Source organism: Cardinium endosymbiont of Nabis limbatus, from assembly GCF_965196625.1.
GTDB lineage: Bacteria > Bacteroidota > Bacteroidia > Cytophagales > Amoebophilaceae > Cardinium.
This window is the reverse complement of the sequence record NZ_OZ239769.1, coordinates 670,106-687,046: the sequence shown is the minus strand read 5'-3', so window position 1 is coordinate 687,046 and position 16,941 is coordinate 670,106. Positions and strand designations below refer to the sequence as shown.

The window sequence follows — 16,941 nt, the reverse complement described above, 5'->3', positions numbered from 1 at the left end:
TATCCTAAAAAAGAACATAATTAATAATAACTTACGATTATATAGTTTCAAAAAAGTCCCAATCAAACATGCATTTGTATTAAACAACTTATACAGTTTTCTACTACAACGGCCTCATGATGTATATAACATACTACAATAAAAACATTAATTTAAAGGCGTACTTAAATTGAAACGCTACAGCGGATAAGAACTATGGTAATTTCTAGTCATCCTTTACTGAAAAGATTTAGAATTATTTAGCTTATATTAAATAGGCCTATGCATTCATGTAAAAATCAAGTAGCCTATGTACACCGATTTAATGATTATAGGGGTATTTTTAGTTTTAAATATCCTAATTGGACTCTATCATGCCAAAGGCGTGAAAACATTTAAGGATTATGTCCTGGGGAAGGATTTATCTACATTCGTTATCGTTTGTTCCTTAGTAGCTAGCGTGATGCATATAGGTACGTTAGGCTTTGTATCTGATTGCTATTTTCTTGGATTTAAAGCGGTAATAGCGGCTTTCATCTTTTTTTTAATGACCTATTTTGGCTCGAGGATACTCACAGCGCGTATGGCTGAGTTTTTAGGAGATTACACTATGGCAGAGTCTATCGGTAAGCTGTATGGACCAGTGGCACGTAAAATCACAGCCGCTACTGTGATACTGGTTATGTTAGGTTTAGGCGTGGCACAACTTAAAGTTGTACTACAAATCGTTCATTATACACTTCCCAGTACCACACAGCATCTTGCGTATTGGCTTCCTATTGTTACAGGGCTTATCGTTATTCTCTATTCGGTTTTTGGTGGGGCCAGATCCATTGCAATGACGGATGTTTTTCAATTTCTCTGTTTTGGCTGTACTTTTCCTTTAATCGCTTTCCTATTGCTGCGCTATGCTAAAATATCTATTGCAGAAGGGTGGATAAGTTTAAAACAACAGGCGCAATTTGTAAACGCTTCCGATATATTTTCATCCCATTCACTCAAAATATACTTTTTCTATGGGATGCGCGTGTTGCCAGTTATGCTTGCGCCCCTTTATATACAAAGGCTCTATATGGCTAAATCCATTCAAAAAGCCAAAAAAGTCCTTTCTAGGAGTGCAGGGGTTGTGCTCTCTATACGTCTATTCGCATTGTGTATAACCGTTGCGTTGTATCTAGGAGGCCATACACTAGCCCGCAAACATGATGTGATCCATTATTTCATGCATTTGACCCAGATTCCAGGTATAAAGGCGATCATCATGATTACAGTACTTGCCCTACTCATGTCTACGATTGACTCTGCTTTGCATTTGCTATCAGTCGTTTTTGTGCATGACCTATTGCCATTATCATCTTTTAAAGGGGTGCATGCATCCATCAAAAAATTAAAAGCCATTAGAATAACCATTCTACTGGTTGGCATATTAGCCTTATACAGTGCACTAACCTACAAAGGAAATGTGTATAAACTGATTGCAAAGGGAACGGAAATCTACATACCTGTTGTAAGCATTCCATGGGCAATGTCCATTCTAGGATTTAGGCCCCGTAGCGCAGTTGCACTGATCACTATGGTCACTTCTGGCATCTTTGTATTGTACACAAGGTTCTCCCAATCTCATACCTACGAGGAAGCCAATGTAAACCTATCCATTGCTATGGTGATGAGCATCGGCACACTGATCTTAGGCCACTATCTCCTCCCCAAACAGCCCAATACTGGATGGGTGGGCATTAAAGACCGCAACCCGTTGGACCTACAGCAACAAGAAACCAAACGCTGGTGGTTAAGATGCGTACAGCGATTTAAAATGGTAGCCACTAAAAAATATTGGGAAAGCCTCTTTCCAAAAAATGCAGCTACTTTTATACTATTGGGTATTTACTTAATTAGCAGCACGCTTATAGCCCTATGGTTTATGCAAAAAGAATATTTTTTTCCTTACATCTATTGGTATATATTCGTAATGGCTATTGGAACCATCTTAGCCATTTACCCAGCTTTTCACACGTATAAGCGAGGGGGCCATCTGATACTCCATAGCATATGGCCTGTATTGTTGTTTATATTGCTTTTCTTTTCTACCATACAATTTGCAAAGTTAGGTCATTTTAGTCCTATGGTTTGTGCACTGGCTATCGTCAGTATAGGGTTAGGCACCCTCCTTTTATCCTTAAAAGTAGGCATAGGTATGCTCAGTATAGCCATGATCGTGCATGCATACATAGCGCCCAGCCTTCCCTTTTGTACCTTATTTTGGTCTGGTTATCAAGAAGTTTCTATAGAACTCATTTTTGCTGTAACGATTACGGTGGCGACGCTGATTGGGTTTAGTTTTTATAAATACCTGTCTGATAAAGCCAATGTTAAATGTAATGTCATAGAACTCGCCCGTAGCTACGAGCGTAAAGCCGCTCTAGAATCTATCTACAGCCAAGTCAATTGGTCTAGGTTGGACCCTACCTATGGCAGCGAAATGCTGCAAGAAATAGGTGAAATGCTCAAAGAACCTTGTCAACAGCTCTATGCAAAAGGGGAGCAAAAACTTGGAGAAGATGTCAACAGTTTTATAAAAAAATTAAGTCAATTTAGCAGCTTATTGCTGCAAAGCGCCAAAGAAGCACACAGCCTAGGCCTTAATAAGCAAGCCATTCAATCAGTAGCAATTGAACCTATTATCTTAAAAGTACATAGTATCATCCACGCACTAGGGGAGCCTATGCAGTTGCTCTTGCGCAACCAAACAAAAATAAAACACCTAATAGCAGATCCAGATCTTTTTGAGCGCTATTTAACTATAAATTTATTGACCATCAGCAATAGTGCGCAAGCGATAGACCATATAGTTACCCTAACGATTACCGATACCACCCTACAGTACCATAGTACAAACGGCATGCAAACCAATAATGCACCTACCCTATTACCTGCATTGGCATTTTTGATCAGTACAGATACGCATGCACAAAGTGCACAAGCCACCTATACGGTCACAGACGAAATCACACCTGTTTACCTACCCAAAACGGAAAAACAGCTTTATCAAGCAGAAAGCAGGCAAATTGTGCAAGCACATGGGGGGTATGTTGAGATAATAGAAACCCAAAAAAAATTAACCTGTCTCTACGTGTTGCCTATAGCTGGAGAAAACGTAATGCACTTTAAAAGCTATAACCCTGCTGATTTAACGCCAACCATCTGCCCTACCGCTTAGTAAGTAAATAAATTATGCCCGCAGAACCATTATGCTTGCATAATTAAAACTTATTTATTTCATTTCATAAAAGACCTCTTGTAAAACTCGCCCATGGCAATTGTATTACCGAAGCTTGTCTATGCGCCTCAAACACATATATTGCACTCCACGAATAGGCTACTACCACAGAAGTCAGTCTAGCACAAAAAAATTAAAAAAAATATGAATATTGATTTAATCATTATAATAATATTCTTAGCCATAACACTTTCCATTGGTTTTTATTGTGGCACAGGCATTACAACCTTCCAAGATTATGCAGTTGGGAATAAAAAAATGCGCAGTTTTGTGATTGCTATTTCCCTAATAGCCACCAGCTATGGAGGTAGAAGTTTAACATATGGTATGGACATCTGTTATCAAAGCGGTTTGTACTACCTTATCTCTAATATAGTACACATAGCAGGCTTATATGTAACTTCAAGATTTATAGTATTGAGAATGAAAGCGTTCATAGGACATCTTTCTATAGTTGAGTCTATGGGCAGTTTATATGGTTCAACGATCCGAGTGATTACAGGAATATTCGGCATTCTATTCAGTACATTTGTAATAGTTGCTCAGTTGAAATTCGGCCTAAGCATTACCAAGGCGCTCTATCCTGAAATAGAACAGTTTTCACCCTACCTAGCTATTATTTTAGCACTATTAGTGATTGGTTATGCAACATTTGGAGGGGCTAGGTCTGTAGCGCTAACAGACGTTTATGAGTTTTTTCTTTTTGGCATTTGCTTTCCCATCCTAATTTTTATGTGCCTTTACTATGTAAAAAATCCACTAGCCAATTGGGCAAAACTGACTACTGCCCCTCATTTTAATATTAGTAATGTATGCACACTCAATAACATTTTAACCTGTATATCGATTGCCCCTTTTTGGGCTTCTCTATCTATATTTGACCCTCGATGCCTCCAACGTTTTTATATGGCATCTTCTACACAAAAAGCCGTAAAAGCTTTCTATAAAGGCATTATTATAGAAGCCATCTTGGTTATACTTTTTTTCACTATTGCAGTAGCTGCACACTTAGGTAATTATGAGATCCCAACCAGTCAGCATGTGATAGATTATTTAATACAGCTTGTTTACTTTCCTGGTATGCGTGGCATTTTAGTAACGGCTATTATTGCTTTACTGATGTCTACCGCTGATTCCAGTTTGCATACTTCTGCTGTTTTATTTACAAATGATATTGCATTGCCTATAACGGGTCGCTCAGCTAAAAAGGTAAACAAATACCCACTTAGAACGGCCCGCATTGCTTCTGCTTGCATAGGCATAGTCAGTATTCTGATGATATCCTATCAGATTGATTTCTCAAAACTATCCGAAATCGCAGGTCGGTATTATCTTACCTTTACCATTCCGCTTATCATGGCTAGTTTTGGCTTTAGACCCCATTCGACTGCTGTCTTATTAAACATGGGAATCAATATGTTCATACCATTTATATTAAAACAAAGTATAGCTGAAGCTTTTTACTGCAACCTTTTTATTCTGATTACGACCCATTATCTTCTTCCTAAAAGCGCTAACACAGGTTGGGTAGGCATCAAAGATCTTAGCCCATTAGATTTGCAAAATCAAGAAACCAAGCGCTGGTGGTGCAGAAGATTACAAGGTTGTAAACAACCCTTTACAAAAGCATACTGGAAAAACTTTTTTCCAAAAAAGGAAAGAACTTTTATACTATTGGGTATTTATATAATACTCCATACCTTTACAGCCCTCTACTTTATGCAGAAAGATTACTTTTCGCGCTATACGTATTGGTATATTTTGGTCATAGCTTTTGGAACCATTTTAATGATTTATCCATCTTTACACAGTTATAAACCCAAAGGCAGCCTCATATTCCACTGGGCATGGCCTGTTTTATTATTTGCATTGCTTTTTGTTTCGGGTATACAATTTGCAAAACTAGGCCATTTTAAGCCTATGGTTTTTGCTTTTTTTATCGCTAGCCTAGCCTTAGGCATCGTGCTTTTTTCTTTAAAAGTAGGCCTTAGCATGTTGGGCATAGCCATGTTCCTACATAAATTTATACCACCTAGCATGGACTTTTGGAGTACATTTTTGACCAATTGCAACCAAATTTCTGTAGAGCTCATCTTGGCAACAGCTCTTGTAGCAGCTGCTCTAGTAGGTTCTGGAACCTATAAATATCTACGTGACAAAATAGAAACCAAACTTAAAATCATAGCATTGGCTAGACATTTTGAACGCAAAGCAGCCCTAGAAGCAATCTATAACCAAGTAAACTGGTCTAGGCTTAATCCCATCTATAGCAATAAAATGTTACAAGAGATGCGCGAAACACTGCAAAAGCCCTGTCATTACCTCTACACAAATGGTCAACCCAAACTCGGGGAAACGATCAACTTATTTATGAAACAGTTGCACAAGTTTAGCAAGATATTACTAAAAAGGGTAAAAGAAGAACAAACTTTAACGCTGAGCAAAAAAGCAGTGCAACAAATAGAAATCGATTCAGCTATCTTACAAGCACATAGCATGATTCTTGCATTAGAGAAGCCTATTGCATTGCTGGTACGGAATCAAACAAAAGTAACGCATCTGATGGCAGATCGAACGCTTTTTGAACGTCTTTTAACGGTAAACCTATTTGGGATCAGCAAAAGTGAGCAGGCTACCGATCATATGGTTACCTTAACCATTGCCAACACGGTGTTGCGGTACGACTATGAAAGTGCTGTACAATCTGGTCAAACTGCACTTACCTTACCTGCGCTGGCCTTTTGTATGAGTACCGATGCAGCCATGCAAAATATACAACTGGTATATGATATCACAGATGAGGCAGCGTATACGCATCTACCGAAATCAGAAAACCACCTTTATCAAGCAGAAAGCAGACAAATTGTACAAGCACATGGGGGCTATGCCACCATACTAGATACCCAATCAGTACTAACCTACTGCTATGTATTGCCTATAGCTGGCCAAAAGGTCATGCGCTTTAAAACCTATGATCCTACAGTTTTAAACCATAAAATAAGCGAAACAGCAGAAAGCGTAGCGCAAGAGCAAGAGTTAACAGAACTGCTTATTGCTGAAACAGCCCTGACCAAGGCAACGGTAGAAAAGACGATTCATTTTATTAAAAATGCACATGGGCTTGTAACACGTAAATCTGGTGCACCCTATTATACCCACCCTATGGAAGTGGCCAAAATACTGTTGGAGGTTACGAAAGACCCTACAACCATTCTAGCTGCCTTATTGCATGACGTAGTAGAAGATACACCGATACCACTGACCCAAGTAGAACTGATGTATGGCCATGAAGTGGCCTATATTGTAGACATGGTCACGCATTACAATACAAATGGTTACCGATGGAAATTAGATGATAAAGAAAACAAAAACCTGCTGGGCCAATGTAAAGATATTCGTGTAGTACAGGTTAAACTAGCCGATAGGCTCCACAACATCAGAACCTTACATTTTCGCAAACTAGTAGACCAAAAAAGAATCGCAAAAGAAACGATTGCGTTTTATATTCCATGGGGCAAAAAAAACAAAATTTCGAATTGGGTGTTGGAAATGAGCGATATTTGCGAGGAAATTTTAAATAAAAAAGATACCTCTCCCGATGACAGCACAAAATTTATTCTATAGATAGTGGTTTATTTTTAACCAACCTGGCAACGGATAAAGTTTTTACATGATCCATAAAGGGAAGCATATGAATTTTTTCTACTACTGTGGCTTGGTAACTAGCTAAATCTTTAGCCTGCACCATTAAAATAAAATCAAAGTCGCCTATTACTTGATAGCAAGTGGTAATGGATGCTATTTTATCAATAGTAAGTTTAAACAATTTGATATGTTCGGCTGTGATTTTTTGCAGACGAATGCCCGCGATGAGGTGTACCAAAAAGCCTAACTTTGAATGGTCAACCTGTGCAGCGTAATTTGTAATAACTTCCTGTTGTTCTAACTTTTTGACCCGTTCAAACGTAGCGGCAGGAGATAGGTTGATTTTCTGCGCAAGCGCAGCGTTTGTGATTTTTGAATCAACTTGAAGGGTATTTAAAATATGTTTATCTATTGCATCTAGTTCCATAGTACTTATGTATCTGTTCATAAAATGGTATCATCTTAAGGAAAATCTATTCGTATCTATTCACGCATATGGCGGGGGCTTAGGACAATTGTAATTACAATTGTCTTTATAAGCCCCATTCGCATGCCGGGCTCTGGTAGCCGCCGATAAAAAATTTGCATACAGTAAAATAATGCAACGAACTGTTTTACTGAAAGTGCCAAATTTCTTATCGACGGCTACCATATCTTAAGTTGACGTAATGGGAACAACCGCCCATTAAAATGATGTTTTATTTGACAATCAATGAGGCATACAACTAGGAGAAGCCTCATGCTTTTTTACCACTATACCCAAAGCAGTTTCTCCTGCATTATTTTCCTTTTTTAGAACCTCTGGATCACATTTACTCAAACAAAAGCAGATTTCGGTTATATTATAAGTTAATTCCAAATTCTTTTCTTAGTAGTTTCCCTCCTGGCCATAACATCCACTTAATATTTAACGCTGTAACAAATAGGCTTTTATAAACCCATCCAAGTCTCCATCTAAAACATTTTCTACATCTTTTCGTTCATATCCCGTTCGATTGTCTTTAATAATTTTATAGGGATGCAATATATAACTCCTAATCTGTGCACCAAATTCGATCTTTTTTTTGCTTGCTTCTATCTGTTGCTGTTTAGCCTGTTTCTCTTCTAATGCTTGTTGGTAAAGCTTAGATTTAAGCAATTGCAAAGCTTTATCTCTGTTTTGCAGTTGAGAGCGTTCTTGTTGGCACTCTACTGTAATGCCAGAAGGAATATGCTTTACACGAACAGCGGTTTCTACTTTATTAACATTTTGCCCTCCTGCTCCACCAGACCGAAAGGTATCCCAACTTAAATCTGAAGGGTTTATTTCAATTTTTATGGAATCATCGATAACAGGTGCGGCATATATAGAAGCAAATGAAGTATGTCGTTTACCTGCTGCATCAAAGGGAGAAAGACGTACCAACCGATGGATACCTACTTCTGCTCTAATATATCCATAAGCATAGGCACCGATCACTTCCAGCGTAACAGCCTTTATACCTGCACCATCCCCTGGCTGGTAGTTAATCGTTTTAACCATATAACCTCTTTTGGTCGCCCACATGGTATACATACGTACCAACATATAGGCCCAATCTTGGCTTTCTGTGCCACCTGCACCAGGTTTTATATCTATCATTGCATCTAAATGATCCTCTTGGCCATCTAGCATTTTTTTTAATTCAACTTCCTCTAACAATGCAGACAAAGAAGAGGCTACAACAGATAATTCTTCTTGTGCAACAGGATCTTCTTCAAATAAAGCTTCTAATACAAGTAGTTCTTCCCATTGCGCTTGCAGCGTATTAAACGGATCAACTGATTCTTTTAAAACTTTAATTTTTTGGATGGTTTGTTGGGCCTCAACTGGATTAGACCAAAATGAAGGGGTTGCAACTGCTTCTTCTAATAGCTGCAGTTGTTTGTTTTTACCAGCATAGTCAAAGACAGTCCTTTAAGGCATTAATTCTTTCTTTTAGATCAAAATATTGGGTTTTCATACAACTTATTTTTATTTCATAAAATGAACACGATTCCCTATAGACTCTTCTATCTGATCAGGCGCAAAAACATAGTGGGTAATGCGTATGGTCTTCTTATCCTTCGTTAATTCGCTTAGTGGATTGCTATAGTCTTCAACTTCTTTATGGAAAGTATAAATCGTCGTATAGGTAGTTTCCTTAAAAAAGGAGGCTAGATTTAAACTTTTAATTAAAGAATTATCATACTTTTGATAAAAAAGTACCTTTTGCGCAATACCATTTATATCCTGGCGGACAAATAGGCCATCATCCAGGCTAAAATAAGTAATCTTAGGGGGGGCTAAGCCTTTATTGATTTTCCGTATGGCTTTATTAAGTGCTTGAATGGTACGAAATCTAAAGGCCAGCTCAAAGCTAAGCATTTCTTCATTATAGCGCACGAAGACGTCACTAATATCAGCTATTTTTTTAAAACGTTCTTTGGCATCATTAAAAGCCTTATAACCAATAGATTGAGTTATACCTTTGTATTTATAATCCTTATTTAGATATTTAATAACGGAAATAAAACTACTGGTCTTGGTTAAATCCACTTCAATGCTAAATTGACCAGATCCATCTTCATTAAAATGGGCTTTTTCTATAAAATCTACACCTAAAGCAAGGCGACTAGAAATAGATCTAAAAAAAAATAGGCATACAAAAAAGAGCAATACAAAAACTATAAACCCAATTTTTCTTGGCTGTATCGGCATAAGGATAAAAAATAAAATCAAAAAAAAAGAGAGCAGCCTTAGATACACAACTTAGTGTGCATCAACGAATATATAGTTATAATATTTATATTAAGCAATAGGTATAATTTTTTTATAATCTGCCTACCATCAAAAGTGCAAGCATCCTATTGAATCGACTAAATGGCCCAATGGCTCAAAATTATGAAATTTTTTATAAACTTTATTTTAACTTTTCAAGCGCATAAGCAATGATCTATTCCCACACACCGCCTTATGGGCCATCCCATCTTAATAATTCATTAATATAGAGCAGGCAGGGTATACAATGGTACTACTCTTAGCCAAGCGGATTTGATGGGCAAAAGAAGGTGCATCTTTTGTGCCCTGTATAATTTCCATGATATCATGGCTAACAATCACACTACAAGCATGTAAGCTAGAATCAGCTGTGGACATGGTCATTGCCAATAAGCCAATAGCAATACATCCTTTAAAAGCAGGAGGAACATGAGCCATGATATATGCCCAAACCTCTGTTTCTGGTAACGCTGGATGGACTAAAAAAACAAATATACCAGTAAGCCCTATAACAAATAGTATAAGCAAGTAAACAAAACCACCATTGCATAAAAAGATACCAATATTTATCAGTTAATTTGTATAAATTAGGGGGTTATTGACCACGCATAACGCATCAATAGACCTCTTGCATAACCTATTTCTAATGGCCATTTTGGTGTCGAAGCTTGTCTATACTCCTCAAATACATGTAGTATTCTGCGGTGCTCGACTGCGTTTCTCCTAAAAATTGCTGATCATAAATAGCTTATGCAAGAGGTCTAATGGTTACATGAATATAATTGAAGCAAAACAGGCCATTATGGGCACATTAAAAAAAAAGGTATTAGCAGCTTTAGGTAAGGTAGATGATCCTGACTTAAAGAAAGATCTAGTCTCCCTGGGAATGGTTGATGCGCTGGAGATAGATGGCACTACCATTTCTTTTACGATTATACTTACCACGCCTGCTTGCCCGTTACAAGAAGTAATAAAACAGGCCTGTATACAAGCCATTCGTGACCAGGTAAAAGATGATTTTGAAATTGTAATTAAGTTTACATCAAAAGTCACTTCAGGACGATCTGCCTCCTCTATACTGCCTGGTGTCAAAAATATTATTGCTATTGCTTCTGGAAAGGGTGGCGTTGGCAAGTCTACAATTGCCACGCATTTGGCACTTGCGCTATCCAACCATGGTGCAGCGGTAGGGCTGTTAGATGCGGATATATTTGGGCCATCTATTCCTACCATGTGGGGTTGCCAAACCATGAAACCAACTGTGGTGAAAGAGGGAGGAAAGCATTTGATTATGCCGATAAGCCGCCATAATGTAAAATTGCTTTCTATTGGCTTTTTATCGAATAGGGAAGAGGCCATTGTATGGCGTGGACCTATGGCCAGTGCCGCTTTTAAGCAATTATTACAAGATACAAATTGGGGTACATTAGATTATTTATTAATCGATCTTCCCCCCGGAACCAGTGACATTCACCTTACACTCGTGCAAACCCTTTCCATTACAGGCGCTGTAATCGTTACCACACCACACAATATTGCATTAATAGATGCCATAAAGGCGATGGCTATGTTTCAAAAAGAACAGATTAAGGTCCCCATTTTAGGTTTAATAGAAAATATGTCTTATTTCCTGGTAGACAAAGAAAAGACAAACAACCGCCACTATATCTTTGGAAAAGATGGCGGCAAACTACTAGCAGAAAAAGCAGCTATACCCTTTTTAGGGCAAGTTCCACTGCTTACAATGATTTGCCAACAGGGAGACTTGGGTACCATACCTGATGCAACCATTATGCCTTTTAACAAAATTGCTGAAAGGTTAGCGCAACAAGTGGCCGTCCAAAATGCCACCTGCCAACAGGATAACGCTTCAGGCCATAACATGCATTAAAACAGCTAATGTCTGCTTCTATGATCTTAAGGCTGACCATAGGCTTGGTTTATTTAGATTTTTTGACTAAAATTAAATAGATCTCATACAACCTAAACGCTTGATAATCTTTATTTTAGAGTGATTGCAAACAAGCATAATTAAAATACTATGGAAATGGCTACTCATCTATCCGTACAAAGCTGTATTTTTTGCGAGATCGCAGCTGGGCGAGCGCCTTGTCATAAAATATGGGAAAATGGAACATATATGGCCTTTTTGTCTATATTCCCTAATACAGAAGGGTTTACAGTGGTAATCCCTAAACACCACCTAAGTAGCTATATTTTTGATCATGCCTCAGAAGAGATCAATGGGTTAATGGCAGCCGCTAAGCAAGTATCTGACCTATTGGTCCATAAATTTTCAACCGTTGAGCGAACAGCCCTTGTATTTGAAGGATATGGTGTCAACCATCTGCACGCTAAATTAATCCCGCTGCATGGAACGAAGGGGGATAGTTGGAAGAGGATAGCAAGTACGATTAAAACTAAGTTCGATAGATACCCTGGCTACATTTCCTCTCACGATGCAGAACGGGAGTCAGATGAAAAATTAGCAGCAATAGCGCATTTTTTAAAAAATGCGCACTGAATAGATGCTTAGTATCTATTTCAGCACAAGCTTTTTATCTAAAATCAGGCTTACAATCCTTATTATTCCGCTTCTGACATACCTTATAGATCTTATGGCCTGCCCATGCGCCGGCTATGATTAGTGGACCTCCTATAAAAAGTCCCCCTATAAGTGGGAACACCGTTAGGCCTATTAGCGGTGTGATGGATGATGCACCTAAAATCTCTATTGCAGATACCATAGCAGCAGATCCAGCAGCTAATGCAGGCGGAAATGCCACTACTGCACCAACTATCTCAGCATGCTCTGCATTTTTTTCCTCTTTCGTTTTTGCTTTTTTTTCTTCTGGTTTTTTTACACCTTTTATTAAAGAACACTTATCCACCAAAGTCTTCACTACTATTGCTCCCGCTAAAACTACTGAGCGTGCCCATACAAACCTTATGGCCTAAAGAGCATGCTGAAAGATTAAATAAAATAAAGATTACCACCAAACGCCAAATAATGAAATGTTCTGTGCGCATAATACAATATTTCTGTTTTTAATATAATTGCTTGCCAGTAAGTATACTAGATAGTTAACCATTTATTACCATGGTATTTAATTTTATATTTAGCAATACTTTCAACCCGCTCCATCTTGAAAAGGATGCTATATTGCATTAAATCTGATCAAAAAGCTATAGAAAGCACAGAAGATTAACGCATTTTTAAAAATTATAGTGGAATATAAAATAGATAAATGATATGAATTAGTGAGCTGCTAAAACAGGCATTACAACAATGCTACTGGTTAGTATTCAAAGCGAAGTGACAAAAAAAGGTTTAAAATTTAAAGAAAGATCAGAACAATGTGATAAAAAATGATTAGATTCATAAAAAAAGAAAGCTAGGTAAAATCTAGCAAGCATAAATAGGCACGATTAATTATTATATCATGAATCGATTTGAAGAATTAAAAACATTAATACTTTCATTAGAAGATGAGTTTCACAAATTCTATGAGAAAGAGAATAAAGCAGCTGGAACCAGGGTTCGTAAGGGTATGCAAACGTTAAAAAAAATTGCGCAAGAAATTCGAGCGCATGTTTCGGAGTCCAAAGCGTCTAAGGATGATCTAAAAGGTTCAGATGGCAAACAGGTTTAACCAGTAATTGAAAGTAAATCATCAGTTTGAAGCCCGCGTAGCGGGCTAATTTTATAGTCTTTCCACCCTCCATCGCCCATGGCCGCCGATAAAAAGTTGGCACGCAGTAAAAAGTAATAAGCGGCCATTAGCGCTTTACATTGACGCAAAATGCTACATGGACAGCAATCCCCTGCATTGTTGGAGCTGGTTAAGTTTGGGTCAACACGTTTATCTTCTAACAGCGTTTCCAACCATTTTTAGATCTATGTTTTCAACTGCCAATTCAAGCGGTGTTACCATTTTATCAGTGAGTGTAACACTGTAAGGTTGATTAACATCAATGTTATGACGATTCAAAATCTCTTCAGCTGCTTTGACATTGCCTAATGCTACAGCTAAATGTAGGGGAGGGTGTTTTATTAAATAAGTTTAAAAACCATTCGTTATTGTATTAAACCAATACAATAACTTGCTTTAAAAGCAATGCGCTACCCTTTTTTACCTGATTGGTCTGCTTCAGCGCTCTTTAATGGCAATTGTACATAAAGAGGTGCATGAAACAAGAAAGAAATAATTTCTTGGCTTACAGTGGCCATGAACTTTCTAAACAAGTGGTAGGCTTCAAACTTAAAAGTGATAATAGGATCTTGTCTTTCATAAATCGCATTTTGAACCGATTGCTTTAAATCATCCATAACGCGCAAATGGCTTTTCCAATGTTGATCAATTACATGAAGAATAACCATGCATTCTAAATTTTTAACCAACGCACTTCCCTGCGTATCGATAAAGTCAGCAGCGTAAGCAGTGGCTCTAATGTATATTTTACCATCAAAAAAAGGAGCTTCAAAGCCATTACTGCTGCTGAAAATAGGCTGTTTAAAATAGGTAAACAACACCTCCTGCAATCTTGTAGTGCGTTCGGCATATAGCTTTACCAACTGCTGATAGATATCCTCTATAAGCACTTCTTTCTTTTTTCCTTCAAAAAAGGAGGCTGAAAAGCCATCTGACATACCAAATACAGCAGCAAAAATTGGATTGAGAAAACTGGCTTCTAGTTTACTATCTTCATGCTCTATAATATTGGTCACCGTATCGTAGAGCATATTCATAATATCCACCTCAACGCCCTTGCCTAATAAAGCATGATTCCGCCGCTGATAAACCGCACCACGATGGGTGCCCATTTCACGGTCATACTCCAACAAACGCTTGCGCATAGCAAAGTTATTCTGCTCTACTTTTTTTTGTGCCCTTTCGATAGACCTACTCACCATGCTGTGTTGAATGACCTCGCCTTCTTCTAAGCCAATTCGATCCATGATAACCGCAATTCGATCAGAACCAAAGAGCCGCATTAAACTATCTTCTAAGGAAAGAAAAAACTGAGAAGAACCGGGATCGCCCTGCCTTCCAGAACGGCCGCGCAACTGCCGATCTACACGTCTTGATTCATGACGCTCTGTGCCAATAATGGCCAGCCCACCAGCTGCTTTTGAAGCCTGATCCAGTTTAATATCGGTACCACGACCGGCCATATTGGTGGCAATGGTAACCGTACCCGCTACACCAGCTTGTGCTACGATTTCCGCTTCTTTTTGATGATGTTTTGCATTTAAGATTTGATGAGGAATTTTGCGAAAAGCAAGCATTTTACTCACCAATTCAGATATTTCTACCGAAGTAGTACCCACCAAAACAGGTCTTCCTTGGGCAGATAAGGTGCCAATTTCTTCGATAATGGCATTAAACTTTTCCCGTACTGTTTTGTAAATTTTATCTTCTCTATCTTCCCGTAAGAGTGGCCTATGGGTAGGAATAGGTACTACAGCAAGACCATAAATATCCCAAAACTCCTCGGCATCGGTCTCCGCTGTACCAGTCATACCAGCCAATTTATCATACATATGGAAATAGCTTTGCAGGGTAATAGAGGCATAGGTTTGAGAAGGTTTTTCAATCTTCACCCCTTCTTTTGCTTCTAAAGCTTGATGGAGGCCATCTGAATATCTACGGCCATCCAATACCCGACCGGTTTGTTCATCTACAATTTTGACCTTACCCTTGGCAACAATATAGGCCACATCTTTTTCAAATAGCGCATAGGCTTTTAACAACTGATGCAAGGCATGAATGCGTTGTGCTTTTACCTTATAGGTTTGTTGGAAATAAGAACGCTTGGCAATGCTTTCTTCATGGGTTAAAGTGGTGTCATTCTCAATGGCTGCAATGTGGGCTGCTACGTCTGGCAATACAAAAAAAGAGGTATCTTTTTCTTGCTCTGTTAAATAGGTTAGCCCTTTTTCGGTGATTTCAACATTGTTATGGCGCTCATCAATGGCAAAGAAAAGAGGCTGATCTGCTTCAGGCATCATCTTAGCATTTTCCTGTATGTAATACGACTCTACACTATCTAGAATCTGACGCATACCTTTTTCACTAAGGAATTTAATCAAAGGCTTATACTTAGGCAATCCCCTATAGGCACGAAAAAGGGCTAATCCTCCCTCCTCTATATTGTTTTCTTTTATTTTTTGCTTTGCTTCTTGTAGGAGCTTAATAACCAGCTCCTTTTGTAGCGTATAAAGCTGTGCAATTTTAGCAGCCAACTCTTTATAAATATGCTCATCACTCTCTTCTACAGGACCTGAAATAATAAGGGGGGTTCTGGCATCATCAATAAGTACAGAGTCCACTTCATCTACAATGGCAAAATAGTGGGCACGCTGTACCAAATCACTGGCATCGGTTACCATATTATCCCTTAGATAATCAAAACCAAACTCATTATTGGTGCCAAAGATAATATCCGCCTGATAGGCGCGCTGCCGCTCAACAGAATAGGCAGCATAGCTATCTATACAGTCAACGGTAAAACCATGAAACTCAAAAATAGGTGCCATCCATTCTGCATCCCGCCTGGCCAAATAGTCATTTACGGTAACCACATGAACGCCTTGATTGCTTAATGCATTTAAAAAGGCCGCTAAAGTGGTAATCAAGGTCTTACCCTCCCCAGTAGCCATTTCAGCTATTTTACCTTGATGTAAGACCATCCCGCCTATCAATTGCACATCGTAATGAACCATTTCCCAAACCACCATGCGCCCACTTACTTGCCATTGATTTTGCCAAATAGCTTGATCCTGCGCTATGGTCACATAAGGCCTATAAGCGGCAATCGCTTCATCATGCGCATTAACCGCAACGCTTAACTGGCTATAATCCCTAAAGCGGCGAGCGGTTTCTTTTACAATGGCAAAAACACGCGGCAATACCTGATCTAAAATGACGGCCAAGGCTGCTTTGTGTTGTTTGGTTAACTGCTCCAACCGCTTATACCGGTCGGCCCTTTCGTGAACGGTAGCCAAAGCATCGATTGATGAGGCCTCCATGGGCCTATTGAGTGCTTCCATCTCAGATGTAATAGGCTGTAGGTGCGCGGCGATCTCTTTGCGAATAGATGTAACCTCTTCCCGCAATTGATCATGGGAAAGCGGTTGCAACAACTGATATAGCGCATTGACCTCAGCTACTTTTTGATTGTAAAAACGGTATTGTTTTTCTTTTTTCGAAGTAAAAAATTTAGCAAAAAGTCGATTGAACATCTTTGTATGGATAAA

The 16,941-nt window shown here is 38.6% G+C and carries 14 protein-coding genes; 5 read left to right on the top strand and 9 right to left on the bottom strand.

Annotation, left to right across the window (positions count from 1 at the left end; genetic code table 11):
- Positions 1-289 precede the first annotated feature (289 nt).
- Both ACOALF_RS03215 and ACOALF_RS03210 read left to right on the top strand, forming a co-directional pair.
- On the top strand, positions 290-3,196 hold the full coding sequence (locus ACOALF_RS03215; RefSeq protein ID WP_419241075.1) for a sodium:solute symporter family protein: 2,907 nt from the start codon (positions 290-292) through the stop codon (positions 3,194-3,196).
- Between the two features lie 204 nt (positions 3,197-3,400).
- Entirely contained in the window at positions 3,401-6,880 is a 3,480-nt protein-coding gene (locus ACOALF_RS03210; protein WP_419241074.1) for a sodium:solute symporter family transporter, read from the top strand.
- Here ACOALF_RS03210 and ACOALF_RS03205 read toward each other — a convergent pair.
- The 4 genes from ACOALF_RS03205 to ACOALF_RS03190 form a co-directional block, all read right to left on the bottom strand.
- Positions 6,870-7,349 (bottom strand): Lrp/AsnC family transcriptional regulator, encoded by a 480-nt coding sequence (locus tag ACOALF_RS03205; RefSeq protein WP_419241073.1) that lies wholly within the window; start codon positions 7,347-7,349, stop codon positions 6,870-6,872. The two genes, ACOALF_RS03210 and ACOALF_RS03205, sit on opposite strands and share 11 nt — an antisense overlap.
- 459 nt (positions 7,350-7,808) lie before the next feature.
- Positions 7,809-8,883 (bottom strand): peptide chain release factor 2 gene (gene prfB, locus ACOALF_RS03200; protein WP_419241072.1). Its coding sequence is split into 2 segments (ribosomal slippage): positions 7,809-8,825 and positions 8,827-8,883, totalling 1,074 coding nucleotides; the frame shifts between segments, so codons are not numbered across the junction.
- Between the two features lie 11 nt (positions 8,884-8,894).
- Positions 8,895-9,641, bottom strand: coding sequence for a hypothetical protein (locus ACOALF_RS03195; protein ID WP_419241071.1), 747 nt, complete (start codon positions 9,639-9,641; stop codon positions 8,895-8,897).
- Between the two features lie 249 nt (positions 9,642-9,890).
- Entirely contained in the window at positions 9,891-10,208 is a 318-nt protein-coding gene (locus ACOALF_RS03190) for a hypothetical protein (protein ID WP_419241070.1), read from the bottom strand.
- A gap of 244 nt (positions 10,209-10,452) precedes the next feature.
- Here ACOALF_RS03190 and ACOALF_RS03185 point away from each other — a divergent pair, with 244 nt between their 5' ends.
- Both ACOALF_RS03185 and ACOALF_RS03180 read left to right on the top strand, forming a co-directional pair.
- On the top strand, positions 10,453-11,571 hold the full coding sequence (locus tag ACOALF_RS03185; protein ID WP_419241069.1) for an Mrp/NBP35 family ATP-binding protein: 1,119 nt from the start codon (positions 10,453-10,455) through the stop codon (positions 11,569-11,571).
- A gap of 150 nt (positions 11,572-11,721) precedes the next feature.
- Positions 11,722-12,204 carry an HIT family protein gene (locus tag ACOALF_RS03180; protein ID WP_419241068.1) on the top strand — a complete coding sequence of 161 codons (483 nt, stop codon included), beginning with the start codon at positions 11,722-11,724 and terminating at the stop codon, positions 12,202-12,204.
- Positions 12,205-12,238: 34 nt separating this feature from the next.
- Here the strand turns inward: ACOALF_RS03180 and ACOALF_RS03175 are convergent, their stop codons facing one another.
- Complete coding sequence (locus ACOALF_RS03175; RefSeq protein WP_419241067.1) at positions 12,239-12,574, bottom strand: hypothetical protein; 336 nt, start codon at positions 12,572-12,574, stop codon at positions 12,239-12,241.
- Positions 12,564-12,710 (bottom strand): hypothetical protein, encoded by a 147-nt coding sequence (locus ACOALF_RS03170; protein WP_419241066.1) that lies wholly within the window; start codon positions 12,708-12,710, stop codon positions 12,564-12,566. Before ACOALF_RS03170 ends, ACOALF_RS03175 begins: the two co-directional genes overlap by 11 nt.
- Positions 12,711-13,123: 413 nt before the next feature.
- Between ACOALF_RS03170 and ACOALF_RS03165 the strand changes: the two genes are divergently transcribed.
- Positions 13,124-13,333, top strand: coding sequence for a histone H1 (locus ACOALF_RS03165; protein ID WP_419241065.1), 210 nt, complete (start codon positions 13,124-13,126; stop codon positions 13,331-13,333).
- On the opposite strand, the gene ACOALF_RS03160 is transcribed toward ACOALF_RS03165, so the two are convergent.
- From ACOALF_RS03160 to secA, 3 genes are all read right to left on the bottom strand, one after another.
- Positions 13,330-13,566, bottom strand: coding sequence for a hypothetical protein (locus ACOALF_RS03160; protein ID WP_419241064.1), 237 nt, complete (start codon positions 13,564-13,566; stop codon positions 13,330-13,332). The two genes, ACOALF_RS03165 and ACOALF_RS03160, sit on opposite strands and share 4 nt — an antisense overlap.
- On the bottom strand, positions 13,544-13,735 hold the full coding sequence (locus ACOALF_RS03155; RefSeq protein WP_419241915.1) for a hypothetical protein: 192 nt from the start codon (positions 13,733-13,735) through the stop codon (positions 13,544-13,546). Before ACOALF_RS03155 ends, ACOALF_RS03160 begins: the two co-directional genes overlap by 23 nt.
- Before the next feature lie 68 nt (positions 13,736-13,803).
- Positions 13,804-16,926, bottom strand: a complete 3,123-nt coding sequence (gene secA, locus ACOALF_RS03150) for a preprotein translocase subunit SecA (RefSeq protein WP_419241063.1) — start codon at positions 16,924-16,926, stop codon at positions 13,804-13,806.
- Positions 16,927-16,941 lie beyond the last annotated feature (15 nt).

Excerpts from the sequence above, each read along its gene's own strand:
- ACOALF_RS03215 (WP_419241075.1), top strand. The coding sequence starts at position 290 with ATGTACACCGATTTAATGATTATAGGGGTATTTTTAGTTTTAAATATC.
- ACOALF_RS03165 (WP_419241065.1), top strand. The coding sequence starts at position 13,124 with ATGAATCGATTTGAAGAATTAAAAACATTAATACTTTCATTAGAAGAT.
- ACOALF_RS03205 (WP_419241073.1), bottom strand. The coding sequence starts at position 7,349 with ATGAACAGATACATAAGTACTATGGAACTAGATGCAATAGATAAACAT.
- secA (WP_419241063.1), bottom strand. The coding sequence starts at position 16,926 with ATGTTCAATCGACTTTTTGCTAAATTTTTTACTTCGAAAAAAGAAAAA.
- ACOALF_RS03210 (WP_419241074.1), top strand. The coding sequence starts at position 3,401 with ATGAATATTGATTTAATCATTATAATAATATTCTTAGCCATAACACTT.
- ACOALF_RS03180 (WP_419241068.1), top strand. The coding sequence starts at position 11,722 with ATGGAAATGGCTACTCATCTATCCGTACAAAGCTGTATTTTTTGCGAG.
- ACOALF_RS03185 (WP_419241069.1), top strand. The coding sequence starts at position 10,453 with ATGAATATAATTGAAGCAAAACAGGCCATTATGGGCACATTAAAAAAA.
- ACOALF_RS03170 (WP_419241066.1), bottom strand. The coding sequence starts at position 12,710 with ATGCGCACAGAACATTTCATTATTTGGCGTTTGGTGGTAATCTTTATT.